The organism is Streptomyces albidicamelliae (genome assembly GCF_025642175.1).
Lineage (GTDB): Bacteria > Actinomycetota > Actinomycetes > Streptomycetales > Streptomycetaceae > Streptomyces > Streptomyces albidocamelliae.
Genome location: NZ_CP106795.1, coordinates 5,860,027 through 5,874,269, shown reverse-complemented (window position 1 = coordinate 5,874,269; position 14,243 = coordinate 5,860,027). Strand labels below are relative to the sequence as shown.

The following is a 14,243-nucleotide window of genomic DNA, read 5'->3' as shown; positions in this document are numbered from 1 at the left end:
CGGGCCGCTCACTCCACGCCGATGAGCAGCAGCGCGCCCTGCCGGCCGCCCGGATACACGACGGTGTCCACGGCTAGGTAGGACTCGCGCACCCGTGTCTCCAGGCGGCCCGCGACGGTCGCCGGGGCCTCGTCGCCGACGACGAGGGTGACGAGTTCGCCGCCGGCCTGGAGCATGCGGTCCAGGAGGGTCTCGGCGGTGGCGGTGACGTCCGGTCCGATCACCGCCACGTCGCCGTCGATCAGGCCGAGGACGTCTCCGGCCTGGCAGATCCCGGCCGTCGTCCAGGACTGGCGTTCGGCGACGACGACCTCGGCGTAGCGGGTGGCGCCCGCCGCCGAGGTCATCTGGACGACGTCCTCGTCGAACCGGCGCTCGGGCTCGTGCACGGCGAGCGCGGCGATGCCCTGGACCGCGGACCGGGTGGGGATCAGGGCCACCCGGATGCCCTCGGTGCGGGCCTGCTCGGCCGCGGCGGCGGCCGTGTGGCGCAGTTCGGCGTCGTTGGGCAGCAGCACCACCTCGCGCGCGTGGGCGCGCCGCAGTGCCTGCACCAGCTCCCCGCTGGCGGGCGGTTCCCCGGGGCGGGCGAGGACCGTGGTCGCGCCGGCCTCGGCGTACAGCCCGGCCAGGCCCTCGCCCGGTACGACGGCGACGACGGCCCGCTGGACGCGCTCGCGCGGCGGCCGTTCCCCGCCGGTGTGGACGTCGCCGAGCCCGAAGTGCGTGATCCGGATCCGGTACGGCCGCCCGGCCTCGACGCCCGCCTCCACCGCGGCGCCGGCGTCGTCGACGTGCACATGCACGTTCCACAGTCCGTCGCCGCCGACGACGACCAGGGAGTCGCCGAGGGCGTCGAGCCGCGCGCGCAGCCGGGCCACGGCCGCGTCGTCGGCCTCCAGCAGGTAGATCACCTCGAAGGCGGGACCGCCCGGCTCGGCGCCGTCGGCGCAGGCCACGGGTCCGGCGACGGCCGCGCGGGCCCGCGTGCCCTCCCCCGGCACCTCGCAGGCGGCGCGGGCGGTGTCGGAGGCGGCCGCCTCCGCACGCGTCCACGGTCCGGCCGCGGCGCCCCCGGGCACACCCGTCACGCGCGCGTGCGCGTCCGAGGCGGCCTGGGCGGCGTGCAGGGTCTCGCGGACCGCCTCCCCGGTGAACGCCTCCACCAGCGCCCCCAGCACGGTCACCAGACCGCGTCCGCCCGCGTCGACGACCCCGGCCCGGCGCAGCACGGCCAGCTGGCCGGGGGTGGCGGCCAGGGCCGCCCGCGCGCCCTCGTACGCGGCCCGCGCGACGGTTCCGCAGTCGCCCTCGGTGCCCTCGGCGGCGTCGGCCGCGGCGGCGGCGACCGTCAGCACGGTGCCCTCGACCGGATGGGCCACGGCCTCCCGGGCGGAGTCGGCGGCCCGCCGCAGGGCCAGCCGGAGCCCCGTGCCGTCGGGGCGGGCGGATTCGGGCCGGGCGTCGTCGGCGAGCACCTGGGCCATGCCCCGCAGCAGCTGCGCGAGGATCGTCCCGGAGTTGCCGCGGGCCCCGATGAGCGCCCCGTGGGCCATCGCGCGCACCGCGTCCGCGAGGGACGGCTCCCCGGCGCCCGTCCCGTGACCGGCGAACACGGCCTCCACGGCGGTCGTCGCGGACTCCAGGGTCAGATAGAGGTTGGTCCCGGTGTCGCCGTCCGCCACGGGATAGACGTTGATCGCGTCGATCTCCTCGCGGGCCCGCCCGAGTGCCCGGAGCGCCAGACCGCACCAGGTGCGCACCGCGAGAGCATCGAAGAATGTCTGCGGCACCTGCGCCACCTGCGCCTCCCTGAGCCGGCCTTACGTGGGACGCAGCGTAGACCCCGGGCCGGTCCTCACCGGAAGAGGGCCGGGGGCGGGGCCCTGAGCTGCCATGGTAGTTTCGTTGTACGGACGCAGTCGTTGTATGCTGCTCCGGTTGCCCGATCCGATCGGGCCATTCCCCCTGGCAACGCCATTCAAGGTCTCAAGTCTGATGATCTCGATCCCGGCATGCCGGGATCAACCGTAAGTGCATCTGAAGTCTTTGGAGTGACCCGTGGCTGCCAACTGCGACGTCTGCGGCAAGGGGCCGGGCTTCGGCAACAACATCTCGCACTCGCACCGCCGTACGCCTCGCCGCTGGAACCCGAACATCCAGCGTGTGCGTACCGTGGTCGGCGGGACGCCGAAGCGCGTGAACGCTTGCACCTCGTGCATCAAGGCCGGCAAGGTCTCGCGCTGACGCTACAGCTGAGCGCGCGGCCACTGCTTGGTTCGCTGCACGAAGCCGGTCCACCTGCGGGTGGGCCGGCTTTTTGCCGTTCTCTTTGATGCCACCGGGAGGCTCTCGCCTCCATGGACCGGTTCCCGGCCGCCGGTAGGGGCCGGGAACGCCTCACGCGCGAAAGCGCCAGCCGTGGTCCACCGGTCCGATGCCCGCCCCGAGGGCGAACCCCGCGGCGATCGCCCCGGTGACGTACGCCTTGGCCGCGTGGGCGGCCTCCGGGACCGGCAGTCCCTTCGCCAGGCCGGACGCGATCGCGGAGGCGAGCGTGCAGCCCGTGCCGTGCGTGTGCCGGTTGTCGTGGCGCGGGGACCGCAGCCAGTGCTCCGCCGAGCCGTCCGTCAGGAGGTCCACGGCGTCCCCGGACAGGTGCCCGCCCTTGATCAGCACCCAGCGCGGCCCGTACTCCAGGACGGCCGCCGCGGCCCGGCGCAGACCGTCCTCCGACTCGACCCGGACCCCGGTGAGTTGGATCACCTCGTCCAGGTTCGGGGTCGCCACGGTCGCCACCGGCAGCAGCTTGGTGCGCACCGAGTCCAGCGCGGAGGCGGCCAGCAGCGAATCGCCGTGCTTGGAGACGCCCACCGGGTCGACCACGGCCGGCGCGTCCGTGCCGGAGATCAACTCGGCGACCGCCTCCACCAGTTCGGCGGAGGCCAGCATGCCGGTCTTCACGGCCTGGACGCCGATGTCGTCGACCACGCTGCGGTACTGGGCCCGTACGGCGGCCACGGGCAGCTCCCAGGCGCCCTGCACGCCCACGGAGTTCTGCGCGGTCACCGCGGTGATCACGCTCATCCCGTGCACGCCGAGCGCCAGCATGGTCTTCAGGTCGGCCTGGATCCCGGCGCCGCCGCCGGAGTCCGAGCCGGCCACCGTGAGAACCCTGGGGATGCTCATGACTCCATGTCTCCGAAGTGGTCCCAGCCGCCCTTGCTGGTCCAGGGCGCCCCGTCGACCGTCACCTGGGGCAGCGCCGAGGGGTTGAGGACCTCGCCGATGACCTTCCAGCGCGCGGGCAGCTTGGCGTCCGAGGGGAAGGTCGCGACGATCGCGTGGTCCTCTCCCCCGGTCAGCACCCACTGCAGCGGGTCCACGCCGACGGCCTGCCCGATGTCGTTCATCTGCGTCGGGATGTCGATCGCGCCGGACCGGACGTCGATACGGACCTTGCTGGCCTCGGCGATGTGCCCGAGGTCGGCGATGAGACCGTCGCTCACGTCGCACATCGCGGTCGCGCCGAGCGCGGCGGCGGCCGGGCCCGCGTGGTACGGCGGTTCGGGGCGCCGGTGGGCCTCCACGAAGGCGCGCGGCGAGCGGAAGCCCCGGGAGAGCACCGCGTAGCCGGCCGCGGACCAGCCCAGCCAGCCCGTGACGGCCACTAGGTCGCCGGGCTGGGCACCGGCGCGGGTCACCGGCTCCTGGTTGCGCAGATCACCGAGCGCGGTGATCGACACCGTGATCGTGTCGCCGCGCACCACGTCCCCGCCCACCACGGAGGCGCCCGCGACCTGGCACTCGTCGCGCAGCCCGTCCATCAGCTCGCTCGGCCAGGTGACCGGCAGTTCGGCCGGGACGACCAGGCCGAGCAGCAGCGCGGTCGGCACGGCGCCCATCGCGGCGATGTCCGCGAGGTTCTGCGCGGCCGCCTTGCGGCCGACGTCGTAGGCCGTGGACCAGTCGCGGCGGAAGTGCCGCCCCTCCAGCAGGATGTCGGTGCTCGCCACGACCCGGCGGTCGGGCGCGGCGACCACCGCGGCGTCGTCGCCGGGGCCGACCCGAACCGCCGGGGTGGTGGTGAGACGGGAGGTGAGCTCCCTGATGAGCCCGAACTCCCCGAGCTCACCAACAGTGCCCTTCATTTCCCTTGGCTCCCCTTCTCTGCCGTGCCGTGCCCGGTCGCGCGTCATCAGTGTCCCCGATACGGTCGAGGTGACCGTCGGCGCGGTCGGAATGGCCGTCGCCGCGGTCGAGGTGACCGTCAACTTCCGTCGTGCCTGCACCCTGGCGCGCAAGCCCGGTTCCCGCAGGTCTCCCCGCGGGGAGCGGCAACGCGATACCGTGGCGTTCCTCTTCCCCACATGATCCTCGTGGCCGCCCTGGAGGTTCCGTGGTACAGGCGTACATCCTGATCCAGACGGAGGTCGGCAAGGCGTCGACCGTCGCCGAGACGATCAGCAAGATCCCTGGAGTGATCCAGGCCGAGGACGTCACCGGGCCCTACGACGTCATCGTGCGCGCGCAGGCCGACACAGTCGACGACCTGGGTCGCATGGTGGTCGCGAAGGTCCAGCAAGTGGACGGCATCACCCGCACCCTGACCTGTCCGGTCGTGCATCTGTAGCCCCCGTCTACCCTTGGCCGGTGAACTTCTTCCGTCACCGGCCTCTCGGCCTGCTCGCGCCGGCTCTGCTGATCGCGGCAGCGGGCTGTTCCACAACGGACGACAGCGCCGCGGTGGCGGTTCCCCGTCCCGACGCGAAGACGGCCGGGGTGTGCCGGGATCTGCACCGCGTGCTGCCGCAGAAGCTCGACGGACGCGGCCGCAACGACCCCGAGCCCCGGTCCGCCTACACGGCGGGCTGGGGAAACCCGGCGATCATACTGCGCTGCGGGGTGGTACGGCCGCCGAAGATGGTCGATCCCAAGGTGGCCGAGGGGGGCGACCCGGACGCGGTCGCCGGCGGGGTGAACGGCGTCGACTGGCTGATGGAGAAGCAAAAAGACGGCACCTGGCGGTTCACCACGGCCGGCCGGACGGCGTATGTGCAGGTGAGCCTGGTCGACGGGATGTCCGCGCAGGACGAGGGGACGTCGGTCCTCACGGAGCTCGCCGCCCCCGTCAGGAAGGCGATCCCCGAGGGGATCGCCTCCATGCGGTGAGGGCGCGGGTCAGCGCAGTCCGGTCGGGCGGTTCAGCGCCGCCTGCACCAGCCGGTCGATCAGCTCGGGGTAGCTCACGCCGGTGGCCTGCCACATCTGCGGGTACATCGAGATCGGCGTGAAGCCGGGCATGGTGTTGATCTCGTTGATGACGAACTCGCCGTCCTCGGTGAGGAAGAAGTCCGCGCGGACCAGACCCTCGCAGGAGGCGGCGTCGAACGCCTCGACCGCGAGCCTGCGCACCTCGGCGGTCTCCTCGTCGGTGAGCGGCGCCGGGACGATGCCGGGCGTGGAGTCGATGTACTTCGCCTCGAAGTCGTAGTACGCGTGCGTGTCCGGCGCCGGGATCTCGGCCGGCACGGAGGCGCGGGGGCCGTCCTCGAACTCCAGGACGCCGCACTCGATCTCGCGGCCGCGTACGGCCGCCTCGATCAGGATCTTCGGGTCGTGCGACTGGGCCTCGGCGATCGCCTCGTCCAGGCCGGACAGGTCGTCGACCTTGGTGATGCCGATCGAGGAACCCGCTCGCGCGGGCTTCACGAACAGCGGCCAGCCGTGCTCCCCGGCGAAGTCGACGATCTTCCTGCGGGCGGCGGACTCGTCCTGGGCCCACTCGCGGGGGCGGATCACCACGTACGGGCCGACCTTGAGCCCGAAGGAGGTGAACACCCGCTTCATGTACTCCTTGTCCTGGCCGACGGCCGAGGCGAGCACACCGGCGCCCACGTAGGGCACCCCGGACAGCTCCAGGAGGCCCTGCAGGGTGCCGTCCTCGCCGTAGGGGCCGTGCAGCACCGGGAAGACCACGTCGACCTCGCCGAGCGCCTTGGGCACGGAGCCGGGCTCGCTGTAGACGACCTCGCGGTTGCCGGGGTCGACGGGCAGCACCACGCCGCCCTCGTGCGACTCCGCCAGGTCCGCGACCTCGGGGGTGCGGCGGTCGGCGATGGCCATGCGTTCCGGCTCGTCGGCCGTCAGCACCCAGCGGCCTTCCCGGGTGATGCCGATCGGCAGGACGTCGTACTTCGACCGGTCGATGGCGCTCAGGACGGCGCCCGCGGTGACCGCGGAGATCCCGTGTTCGGAGCTGCGACCGCCGAACACGACGGCCACGCGCGGCTTGCGCGACGGCTGCTCAGGGCTCTGGGGGAGGTTCTCGGTGCTCATATCGCGTTGAGAGTACCCGTTGGTATCCCCCGAGTCAGCGCCCGCCGTGCCCCCGTGGCCCCGCGTCCCCCGGGCGGTCGCTCAGCGTCGCTCGGGCTTCGCGCTGCGCGACATCAGCTCCTTGAGGGCGACCACCGGAGGCTTGCCCTCGTGCACGATGTCCACGACCGTCTCCGTGATGGGCATCTCCACCCCGTGCCGGCGGGCCAGATCCGCCACCGACTCGCAGGACTTGACGCCCTCGGCGGTCTGCTTGGTGACGGCGATGGTCTCCTGCAGGGTCATGCCCTTGCCGAGGTTGGTGCCGAAGGTGTGGTTGCGGGACAGCGGCGAGGAGCAGGTGGCCACCAGGTCGCCGAGGCCCGCGAGCCCGGAGAAGGTCAGCGGGTCGGCGCCGAGGGCCATGCCGAGCCGGGTGGTCTCGGCGAGCCCGCGGGTGATCAGCGAGCCCTTGGCGTTGTCGCCGAGTCCCATGCCGTCGGCGATGCCGACCGCGAGGCCGATGACGTTCTTCACCGCGCCGCCGAGTTCGCAGCCCACCACGTCGGTGTTGGTGTAGGGCCGGAAGTACGGCGTGTGGCAGGCGGCCTGGAGGCGCCGGGCGACCGTCTCGTCGGTGCAGGCGACCACGGCGGCGGCCGGCATGCGGGCCGCGATCTCCCGGGCCAGGTTGGGTCCGGTGACCACCGCGATGCGGTCGGCGCCGACCTTGGCGACGTCGTCGATCACCTCGCTCATCCGCATGGTGGAACCGAGTTCGACGCCCTTCATCAGGGAGACGAGGACGGTGCCGGGCGCGAGCAGCGGGACCCACTCGGCGAGGTTGGCGCGCAGGGTCTGGGACGGCACGGCGAGAACGGTGAAGTCCGCGCCGCCGAGGGCCTCGGCCGCGTCCGAGGTGGCGCGCAGGTTCCGCGGGAGTTCGACACCGGGCAGGTAGTCGGGGTTGGTCCGCGTGGAGTTGACCGCCTCGGCCAGCTCGGGGCGGCGGGCCCACAGGGTGACCTCGCAGCCCGCGTCGGCCAGGACCATGCCGAAGGCGGTGCCCCATGAGCCGGTGCCCATGACGGCCGCTCGGACAGGCTTGCTCACGAACCGGTCTCCTGTTCCTCGCCGCTCTGCACCTCGGTGCGCTGCCTGCCGGCCTGCGCCTGGGTCCGGCGCCGCTGCTCGATCCGTTCCCGGCGCGGGTCGTAGGGCGTCTCGGGGGCCTTCTCGCCGCGGATCTCCTCCAGCAGGCGGGTGACGGCCGCCATGAGGACCTCGGTCGCCTCCTTCAGCACCTCCGGGGTCATCTCCCGGTCGTAGAAGCGCGACAGGTCGACCGGCGGGCCCGCCAGCACGCGGTGCGTCTTGCGCGGGAAGAGATGCGGCTTCCTGGCGTACGGCGGCAGCAGTTCGTTGGCGCCCCACTGGGCGACGGGAACGACCGGGCACTTGGTCTGCAGCGCCACGCGGGCCGCGCCGGTCTTGCCCGTCATGGGCCAGCCGTTCGGGTCGCGGGTGAGGGTGCCCTCGGGGTAGAAGGCGACGCACTCGCCGCGCTCCACGGCGTCGATCGCGGCCCGGAACGCGCTCAGCGCGTCCGTGCTCTCGCGGTAGACGGGGATCTGCCCGGTGCCCCGCATGGCGGCACCGACGAATCCCTTCTTGAAAAGGCCGCTCTTCGCGAGGAATCGCGGAACCCGTCCGGTGTTGTACTGATAGTGCGCGTACGCGAAGGGGTCCACGTGGGAATTGTGGTTCACCACGGTGATAAATCCGCCCTCGGCCGGAATGTGCTCCATTCCGCGCCAGTCCCGCTTGATCAGAACCACCAGCGGCGGTTTGCAGAGCACCGCGGCGAAGCGGTACCAGAAGCCGATTCTGCGGCGGGGCACAAGGACACCTTCCTCTAGGGCTGCCACCCCGGCTGGGGGCCGCACAAGTGTGGCCCCGGGGCGCCGGTCTGTCGAGAACACCGTACGCCCGACACGCTGGGCGTCCGCTGCCGCGGGTGACAATGAGCGCGACAAGAGAGGGACGGTACGCCGGTGCAGTGGACCTTGGTCATCCCCCTGAAGCCCCTGACGCGGGCCAAGAGCAGGCTCGCGGACACCGCGGCGGACGGGGTTCGCCCGGGACTGGCCCTCGCGTTCGCCCAGGACACCGTGGCCGCGGCGCTGGCCTGCGACGCGGTGGCGGATGTGGCGGTCGTCACGGACGACGAGGTGGCCGGGCGCGCGCTGGCGGCGCTGGGGGCGCGGATCGTCCCGGACGCCCCCGCGGACGGCCTGAACGCCGCTCTGGCGCACGGTGCGGCCGTCGTACGGGACACGCGTCCCCGCACGCCGGTCGCGACCCTCAACGCGGATCTGCCGGCGCTGCGGCCGCCGGAACTGGCGCGGGTGCTCCGGGCCGCGGGGGAATTCCCGCGCGCTTTTCTCGCAGATGCCGCGGCACTCGGCACGACGTTGCTCGCCGCGGCGCCGGGTCTGGAATTGCGGCCGTCGTTCGGCGCGGATTCCCGTGCCCGGCACCGGGCCTCGGGAGCGACGGAAATCGGCCTCGCGGATGTCGACTCGGTACGGCAGGACGTGGACACCGGGGACGACCTGCGAGCGGCACTGGCACTCGGGGTGGGCCCGCACACGGCGGCAATCTCGGCGGGACTCCTCATCCCGCGCACCTGACAGCGCCCCAAAGCGGCGCGGGGAACCACGCGACCAACCACAGCGCACACCGGGCCGGCACGCCCCCAAGGGGCGCGGGGAACCGCGCGAGCAACCACGACGCACCCGCGCCGGACGACCCACAAGCCGGGACGAACGAACCCCCGGCACCCGGCAACTCACAACGGACCGGCGACGGACACGGACCCGGGCGGCGAACCGCAGGAGGCACTACGCTGCTGCCATGCAGGCCACCGCGTACACGTACGACGCCGAGACCCGCAGCGGACAGGTGCTGCTCGACGACGGGACCCCCGTACCCTTCGACGCCCCGGCGTTCGACGCGGGCGGTCTGCGGCTGTTGCGGCCCGGCCAGCGCGTGCGGATCGAGACCGAGGGCGCCGGGGAAGCCCTGCGGATCACCCTCGTGACCCTGCAGACCCTGTAACTGCCCTTGCACACGCCGCGGGCCGGGCTCCCGAGGGGAGCCCGGCCCGGCGCGTGCATGCCCGGTCGGCCCTATGACGTCGCCTTGCGGGCGGAGGCCTTCTTCGCGGTGGTCTTGCGGGCCGTCGACTTCTTGGCCGGGGCCTTCTTCGCGGTGACCTTCTTCGCCGGAGCCTTCTTCGCCGCGGTTTTCTTGGCGGTGGTCTTCGACGCGGTGGTCTTGGCGGTCGCCGTGGTCTTCTTGGCGGGCGCCTTCTTCGCCGTGGTCTTCTTCGCGGTGGCCGTGGTCTTCTTGGCCGTCGTCTTCTTCGCCGTCGCCTTCTTCGCCGCGGCGGCCGTGGTCTTCTTGGCGGCGGCCTTCTTGCCGGCGGCCTTGGCGATGGTGGGGGGCGGGCCGGACAGGCTGCCCTTGGGCGCCTTCTTCACCGAGACCTCGCCACCGCGCGGCAGCTTCTTCGAGCCGCTGACCAGGTCCTTGAAGCCCTGACCGGCGCGGAAGCGCGGCACGGACGTCTTCTTGACCCGAACACGCTCGCCGGTCTGGGGGTTACGGGCGTAGCGGGCGGGACGGTCCACCTTCTCGAAGGACCCGAAGCCGGTGACCGAGACCCGCTCGCCCGCGACGACCGCGCGGACGATGGCGTCCAGGACATGATCGACAGCCTCGGCGGCCTGCTGGCGGCCACCCACCTTGTCGGCAATCGCTTCTACGAGCTGCGCCTTGTTCACGTCTTCCCCTTCGGAGACATCGCCAGAACGAAAGTGTTCAAGCTTTTTCGCACGTTAGGCAGATATATACCGCAAATCAAACACGAAACGGGCTTATCACCCTTGTGCCGCAACGGATTCGGTTGTCTCGAACCGCTCAGACGTCCTCGTCGGGGATCCGTCCCGCGTCGAGGTCCGCGGTGAACCGCTCGAGTCGCCTTGCCGCACCGGCGAGATCGTGCTTGGCCGCGGCCGTAATGACCAGCAGCTTCCGGGTCAGCGCCATCCGTACGCCCTCCGGGACTTGCAGTGCGCGCACTCTTGCGTGCGCTTCCTTGAGTTGGTTCGCGACCGCCGTGTAGAGCTGGAGTTGGCCGTCGTGTTCCATGCACAGATTGTGCCATCTGGGGCGAGTTGTCGCCTGCGCAGGGGGCAACTGCCGCCTCAAATGGCCTTCCAGGCACTTGCGGAGGACGTGAACACAGCACTCACGTACCCGGGCAACAGGCTTCGTAACGTGGGTAGTTGGGCTGACCGGCGCGGACGCGCAGGGCCGTTCGGGTGCAGACATGGCTGTACCCCCAATCGTGGCGATCGGGGGTACAGACGGGGTGTTGCGGTGGCCGAAACCGGCCCGTCGGGGCCGTGTGGATCAGGCCTGCAGCGTCCGCGGCTTGTAGGCGGGCCGCTTGCCCTCGTAGGAGGCGATGTCGCCCTCGTTCCGGAGGGTGATGGAGATGTCGTCCAGGCCGTTCAGCAGCCGCCAGCGGGAGTTCTCGTCCAGCTCGAAGGAGGCGGTGATGCCCTCGGCGCGCACCTCACGCGCCTCCAGGTCCACCGTGACCTCGGCGGTGGGGTCCTGCTCGGTCAGCTCCCACAGCGCGTCGACGACCTTCTGGTCGAGGACCACCGTGAGCAGGCCGTTCTTCAGCGAGTTGCCACGGAAGATGTCCGCGAAGCGGGAGGAGATCACGGCCTTGAAGCCGTAGTTCTGCAGCGCCCAGACGGCGTGCTCGCGGGAGGAGCCGGTGCCGAAGTCGGGGCCGGCGACGAGGACCGTGCCGCCCTGCCGCTCGGGGCGGTTGAGGATGAACTCCGGGTCCTTGCGCCAGGCCTCGAACAGCCCGTCCTCGAAGCCGTCCCGGGTCACCTTCTTGAGCCAGTGAGCAGGGATGATCTGGTCGGTGTCGACGTTGCTGCGGCGCAGCGGGACGGCCCGGCCGGTGTGGGTGGTGAAGGCTTCCATGGCTGATCAGACTCCAGCGGGGACGTCGGACAGGTCGGCGGGCGAGGCGAGGTGGCCCAGGACGGCGGTGGCCGCCGCGACCTGCGGCGACACCAGGTGGGTGCGGCCGCCCTTGCCCTGCCGGCCCTCGAAGTTGCGGTTGGAGGTGGAGGCGGAGCGCTCGCCCGGGGCCAGCTGGTCGGGGTTCATGCCGAGGCACATCGAGCAACCCGCGTGCCGCCATTCGGCGCCGGCCTCCTTGAAGACCACGTCCAGACCCTCGGAGACGGCCTGCAGACCGACCCGCGCGGAGCCCGGGACGACCAGCATCCGTACGCCGTCGGCGACTTTGCGGCCCCGCAGCAGATCCGCGGCGGCCCGCAGGTCCTCGATGCGGCCGTTGGTGCACGAGCCTACGAAGACGGTGTCCACGTCGATGGAGCGCAGCGGCTGGCCGGCCGCCAACCCCATGTACTCCAGGGCCTTTTCGGCGGCCAGGCGCTCCGAAGCGTCTTCGTACGAAGCGGGATCGGGGACGGACGCCGAAAGCGGCGCGCCCTGCCCGGGGTTGGTACCCCAGGTGACGAACGGCGACAGTGCGGCGGCGTCGATGACGACCTCGGCGTCGAAGACCGCGTCCTCGTCCGTGCGCAGGGTCTTCCAGTACGCGACGGCCGCGTCCCAGTCCTCGCCCTCGGGGGCGTGCGGGCGGCCCTGCAGATAGGCGAAGGTCGTCTCGTCCGGGGCGATCATGCCCGCGCGGGCACCGGCCTCGATCGACATGTTGCAGATGGTCATCCGGGCCTCCATCGAGAGCTTCTCGATGGCGGAACCGCGGTACTCCAGGATGTAGCCCTGGCCGCCGCCGGTGCCGATCTTCGCGATGATCGCCAGGATCAGGTCCTTGGCGGTGACGCCGTCGGGCAGCTCGCCGTCGACGGTGATCGCCATGGTCTTCGGGCGGGCCAGCGGCAGCGTCTGGGTGGCCAGCACGTGCTCGACCTGGGAGGTGCCGATGCCGAACGCCAGCGCGCCGAAGGCACCGTGCGTGGAGGTGTGCGAGTCGCCGCAGACGACGGTGGTGCCGGGCTGGGTCAGGCCCAGCTGGGGGCCGACGACGTGCACGACGCCCTGCTCGACGTCGCCCAGCGGGTGCAGGCGCACCCCGAACTCGGCGCAGTTCTTGCGCAGCGTCTCCAGCTGCGCGCGGGAGACCGGGTCGGCGATGGGCTTGTCGATGTCGAGGGTCGGGGTGTTGTGGTCCTCGGTCGCGATGGTGAGGTCGAGGCGACGCACCTGGCGGCCGTTCTTGCGCAGTCCGTCGAAGGCCTGCGGGCTGGTCACCTCGTGCAGCAGGTGCAGATCGATGTAGAGGAGGTCGGGCTCGCCCTCGGCGCGCCGGACGACGTGGTCGTCCCAGACCTTCTCCGCGAGTGTCCTACCCATCGCTTTCCCTCCGGCCGGCGAACGTCCACCGGCCCAACTAGAGATCTTGAGGATGCGACGGCTGCCCCTCCCGGGGCCCCTGAAAGTCGTGATTCCGGGCGTCCGCCGCACGGCCCTCGTGGTTCTTGGGCCGGGTGTGTGATTCCAGGGTGGCGCGTTCCATGGAAAATTGAACTTGCGTTTCACAGAGTGAGACGCGAGTATCGTTGCATGGACAACAGTAGCGGCGTCGGCGTTCTGGACAAGGCGGCCCTCGTCCTGAGCGCTCTGGAGTCCGGTCCGGCCACCCTCGCGGGTCTGGTCGGAGCCACCGGACTGGCACGACCCACGGCCCACCGCCTGGCCGTGGCCCTGGAACACCACCGCATGGTGGCACGCGACATGCAGGGGCGGTTCATCCTCGGACCGCGCCTCGCCGAGCTCGCGGCGGCGGCCGGTGAGGACCGCCTGCTCGCGACGGCAGGCCCCGTGCTCACGCATCTGCGCGATGTCACCGGCGAGAGCGCGCAGCTCTACCGTCGCCAGGGTGACATGCGTATCTGCGTGGCCGCGGCGGAGCGGCTGTCCGGTCTGCGGGACACGGTCCCGGTCGGCTCGACGCTGACCATGAAGGCCGGCTCCTCGGCGCAGATCCTCATGGCCTGGGAGGAGCCGGAGCGGCTGCACCGCGGCCTCCAGGGCGCCCGCTTCACGGCGACGGCGCTGTCGGGTGTGCGCCGGCGCGGCTGGGCCCAGTCCATCGGCGAACGTGAGCCGGGGGTCGCCTCCGTCTCGGCGCCCGTGCGCGGCCCGTCGAACCGTGTGGTGGCGGCCGTGTCCGTCTCCGGCCCCATCGAGCGGCTGACCCGCCACCCGGGCCGCATGCACGCGCAGGCGGTCATCGACGCCGCCGCCCGCCTCTCCGAGGCCTTGCGCCGTTCGGGCTGAGGGCGGCCGACGGGAACAGAGAGCGAGGGCCTGCCTCAACGCCGCGGCAGGCCCTTCTCGCTGCCCCCACCCCCGCGCCCGAGACCGTGCGGGAGCGCCTTTCGGACCCCAGTACGGCCCGAGGTAGTACGTCCGCGGCGAAGCGGTCCGGCGGAGCCCGGCCATGCAGCACCCGCGGGCCTTCGCGGCGGCTGGTGCGACGATCCCCGGGAGACGGAACTGCTCGCGCCGTACGCCGAGTTGATCGTCACGGTACGGCTTCCCGCGGCCGGCGCCGGGCACGACGAAGGCCCTCCGCCGAAGCGAAGGGCCCTCTTCCTGTACCCCCGACCGGATTCGAACCGGCGCTACCGCCTTGAGAGGGCGGCGTGCTAGGCCGCTACACAACGGGGGCCTGGACACTGCGTTTCCGCAGGTCCGAGCTGGTCTACCTGGACTCGAACCAAGACTAACTGAACCAGAATCAGTCGTGCTGCCAATTACACCATAGACCAATGATG

Annotated in this window: 16 protein-coding genes and 2 tRNA genes; 6 read left to right on the top strand and 12 right to left on the bottom strand. The window is 71.8% G+C overall.

Annotated elements, in window-relative coordinates; genetic code table 11:
- Positions 1 to 8 precede the first annotated feature (8 nt).
- The gene (locus tag N8I86_RS26955; RefSeq protein ID WP_263278901.1) at positions 9 to 1,802 is read right to left on the bottom strand and encodes a DAK2 domain-containing protein; all 1,794 of its coding nucleotides are present in this window, start codon (positions 1,800 to 1,802) and stop codon (positions 9 to 11) included.
- Between the two features lie 259 nt (positions 1,803 to 2,061).
- Between N8I86_RS26955 and rpmB the strand changes: the two genes are divergently transcribed.
- On the top strand, positions 2,062 to 2,247 hold the full coding sequence (gene rpmB, locus N8I86_RS26950; protein WP_004924906.1) for a 50S ribosomal protein L28: 186 nt from the start codon (positions 2,062 to 2,064) through the stop codon (positions 2,245 to 2,247).
- Between the two features lie 153 nt (positions 2,248 to 2,400).
- Here the strand turns inward: rpmB and thiD are convergent, their stop codons facing one another.
- Positions 2,401 to 3,189, bottom strand: coding sequence for a bifunctional hydroxymethylpyrimidine kinase/phosphomethylpyrimidine kinase (thiD, locus tag N8I86_RS26945; protein WP_263278900.1), 789 nt, complete (start codon positions 3,187 to 3,189; stop codon positions 2,401 to 2,403).
- On the bottom strand, positions 3,186 to 4,151 hold the full coding sequence (locus N8I86_RS26940) for a thiamine-phosphate kinase (RefSeq protein WP_073889890.1): 966 nt from the start codon (positions 4,149 to 4,151) through the stop codon (positions 3,186 to 3,188). Before N8I86_RS26940 ends, thiD begins: the two co-directional genes overlap by 4 nt.
- Positions 4,152 to 4,399: 248 nt before the next feature.
- Here N8I86_RS26940 and N8I86_RS26935 point away from each other — a divergent pair, with 248 nt between their 5' ends.
- Together N8I86_RS26935 and N8I86_RS26930 are read left to right on the top strand one after the other, a co-directional pair.
- Positions 4,400 to 4,633 carry an Lrp/AsnC family transcriptional regulator gene (locus N8I86_RS26935; protein ID WP_003997603.1) on the top strand — a complete coding sequence of 78 codons (234 nt, stop codon included), beginning with the start codon at positions 4,400 to 4,402 and terminating at the stop codon, positions 4,631 to 4,633.
- A 20-nt stretch (positions 4,634 to 4,653) separates the two neighbouring features.
- On the top strand, positions 4,654 to 5,172 hold the full coding sequence (locus N8I86_RS26930; protein ID WP_073889888.1) for a DUF3515 domain-containing protein: 519 nt from the start codon (positions 4,654 to 4,656) through the stop codon (positions 5,170 to 5,172).
- A 9-nt stretch (positions 5,173 to 5,181) separates the two neighbouring features.
- On the opposite strand, the gene N8I86_RS26925 is transcribed toward N8I86_RS26930, so the two are convergent.
- From N8I86_RS26925 to N8I86_RS26915, 3 genes are all read right to left on the bottom strand, one after another.
- Complete coding sequence (locus N8I86_RS26925; RefSeq protein WP_073889887.1) at positions 5,182 to 6,339, bottom strand: D-alanine--D-alanine ligase family protein; 1,158 nt, start codon at positions 6,337 to 6,339, stop codon at positions 5,182 to 5,184.
- Positions 6,340 to 6,420: 81 nt separating this feature from the next.
- Positions 6,421 to 7,431 carry an NAD(P)H-dependent glycerol-3-phosphate dehydrogenase gene (locus N8I86_RS26920; RefSeq protein ID WP_073889885.1) on the bottom strand — a complete coding sequence of 337 codons (1,011 nt, stop codon included), beginning with the start codon at positions 7,429 to 7,431 and terminating at the stop codon, positions 6,421 to 6,423.
- Complete coding sequence (locus N8I86_RS26915) at positions 7,428 to 8,219, bottom strand: lysophospholipid acyltransferase family protein (protein ID WP_073889884.1); 792 nt, start codon at positions 8,217 to 8,219, stop codon at positions 7,428 to 7,430. The genes N8I86_RS26920 and N8I86_RS26915 overlap by 4 nt, the downstream gene beginning before the upstream one ends.
- 153 nt (positions 8,220 to 8,372) lie before the next feature.
- On the opposite strand from N8I86_RS26915, the gene cofC reads away from it, so the two are divergent.
- On the top strand, positions 8,373 to 9,011 hold the full coding sequence (gene cofC, locus N8I86_RS26910; protein WP_263278899.1) for a 2-phospho-L-lactate guanylyltransferase: 639 nt from the start codon (positions 8,373 to 8,375) through the stop codon (positions 9,009 to 9,011).
- Between the two features lie 223 nt (positions 9,012 to 9,234).
- Positions 9,235 to 9,438, top strand: a complete 204-nt coding sequence (locus N8I86_RS26905) for a hypothetical protein (RefSeq protein WP_073889880.1) — start codon at positions 9,235 to 9,237, stop codon at positions 9,436 to 9,438.
- A gap of 71 nt (positions 9,439 to 9,509) precedes the next feature.
- Here the strand turns inward: N8I86_RS26905 and N8I86_RS26900 are convergent, their stop codons facing one another.
- From N8I86_RS26900 to leuC, 4 genes are all read right to left on the bottom strand, one after another.
- Positions 9,510 to 10,166: an HU family DNA-binding protein gene (locus N8I86_RS26900; RefSeq protein ID WP_073889878.1), complete on the bottom strand. Its 657-nt coding sequence runs from the start codon at positions 10,164 to 10,166 to the stop codon at positions 9,510 to 9,512.
- Between the two features lie 136 nt (positions 10,167 to 10,302).
- Positions 10,303 to 10,533 (bottom strand): SCO5555 family protein, encoded by a 231-nt coding sequence (locus tag N8I86_RS26895; protein WP_073889877.1) that lies wholly within the window; start codon positions 10,531 to 10,533, stop codon positions 10,303 to 10,305.
- A gap of 264 nt (positions 10,534 to 10,797) precedes the next feature.
- Positions 10,798 to 11,391, bottom strand: a complete 594-nt coding sequence (gene leuD, locus N8I86_RS26890) for a 3-isopropylmalate dehydratase small subunit (protein WP_073889875.1) — start codon at positions 11,389 to 11,391, stop codon at positions 10,798 to 10,800.
- Between the two features lie 6 nt (positions 11,392 to 11,397).
- Complete coding sequence (gene leuC, locus N8I86_RS26885; protein WP_123436556.1) at positions 11,398 to 12,816, bottom strand: 3-isopropylmalate dehydratase large subunit; 1,419 nt, start codon at positions 12,814 to 12,816, stop codon at positions 11,398 to 11,400.
- 210 nt (positions 12,817 to 13,026) lie between these two features.
- On the opposite strand from leuC, the gene ndgR reads away from it, so the two are divergent.
- The gene (gene ndgR / locus N8I86_RS26880) at positions 13,027 to 13,743 is read left to right on the top strand and encodes an IclR family transcriptional regulator NdgR (RefSeq protein ID WP_009320373.1); all 717 of its coding nucleotides are present in this window, start codon (positions 13,027 to 13,029) and stop codon (positions 13,741 to 13,743) included.
- 321 nt (positions 13,744 to 14,064) lie between these two features.
- Here ndgR and N8I86_RS26875 read toward each other — a convergent pair.
- Positions 14,065 to 14,137 (bottom strand) — tRNA-Glu (locus N8I86_RS26875).
- A 28-nt stretch (positions 14,138 to 14,165) separates the two neighbouring features.
- A tRNA-Gln gene (locus N8I86_RS26870) sits at positions 14,166 to 14,237 on the bottom strand.
- Positions 14,238 to 14,243 lie beyond the last annotated feature (6 nt).

Excerpts from the sequence above, each read along its gene's own strand:
- thiD (WP_263278900.1), bottom strand. The coding sequence starts at position 3,189 with ATGAGCATCCCCAGGGTTCTCACGGTGGCCGGCTCGGACTCCGGCGGC.
- N8I86_RS26940 (WP_073889890.1), bottom strand. The coding sequence starts at position 4,151 with ATGAAGGGCACTGTTGGTGAGCTCGGGGAGTTCGGGCTCATCAGGGAG.
- N8I86_RS26925 (WP_073889887.1), bottom strand. The coding sequence starts at position 6,339 with ATGAGCACCGAGAACCTCCCCCAGAGCCCTGAGCAGCCGTCGCGCAAG.
- N8I86_RS26905 (WP_073889880.1), top strand. The coding sequence starts at position 9,235 with ATGCAGGCCACCGCGTACACGTACGACGCCGAGACCCGCAGCGGACAG.
- N8I86_RS26895 (WP_073889877.1), bottom strand. The coding sequence starts at position 10,533 with ATGGAACACGACGGCCAACTCCAGCTCTACACGGCGGTCGCGAACCAA.
- leuD (WP_073889875.1), bottom strand. The coding sequence starts at position 11,391 with ATGGAAGCCTTCACCACCCACACCGGCCGGGCCGTCCCGCTGCGCCGC.
- leuC (WP_123436556.1), bottom strand. The coding sequence starts at position 12,816 with ATGGGTAGGACACTCGCGGAGAAGGTCTGGGACGACCACGTCGTCCGG.
- ndgR (WP_009320373.1), top strand. The coding sequence starts at position 13,027 with ATGGACAACAGTAGCGGCGTCGGCGTTCTGGACAAGGCGGCCCTCGTC.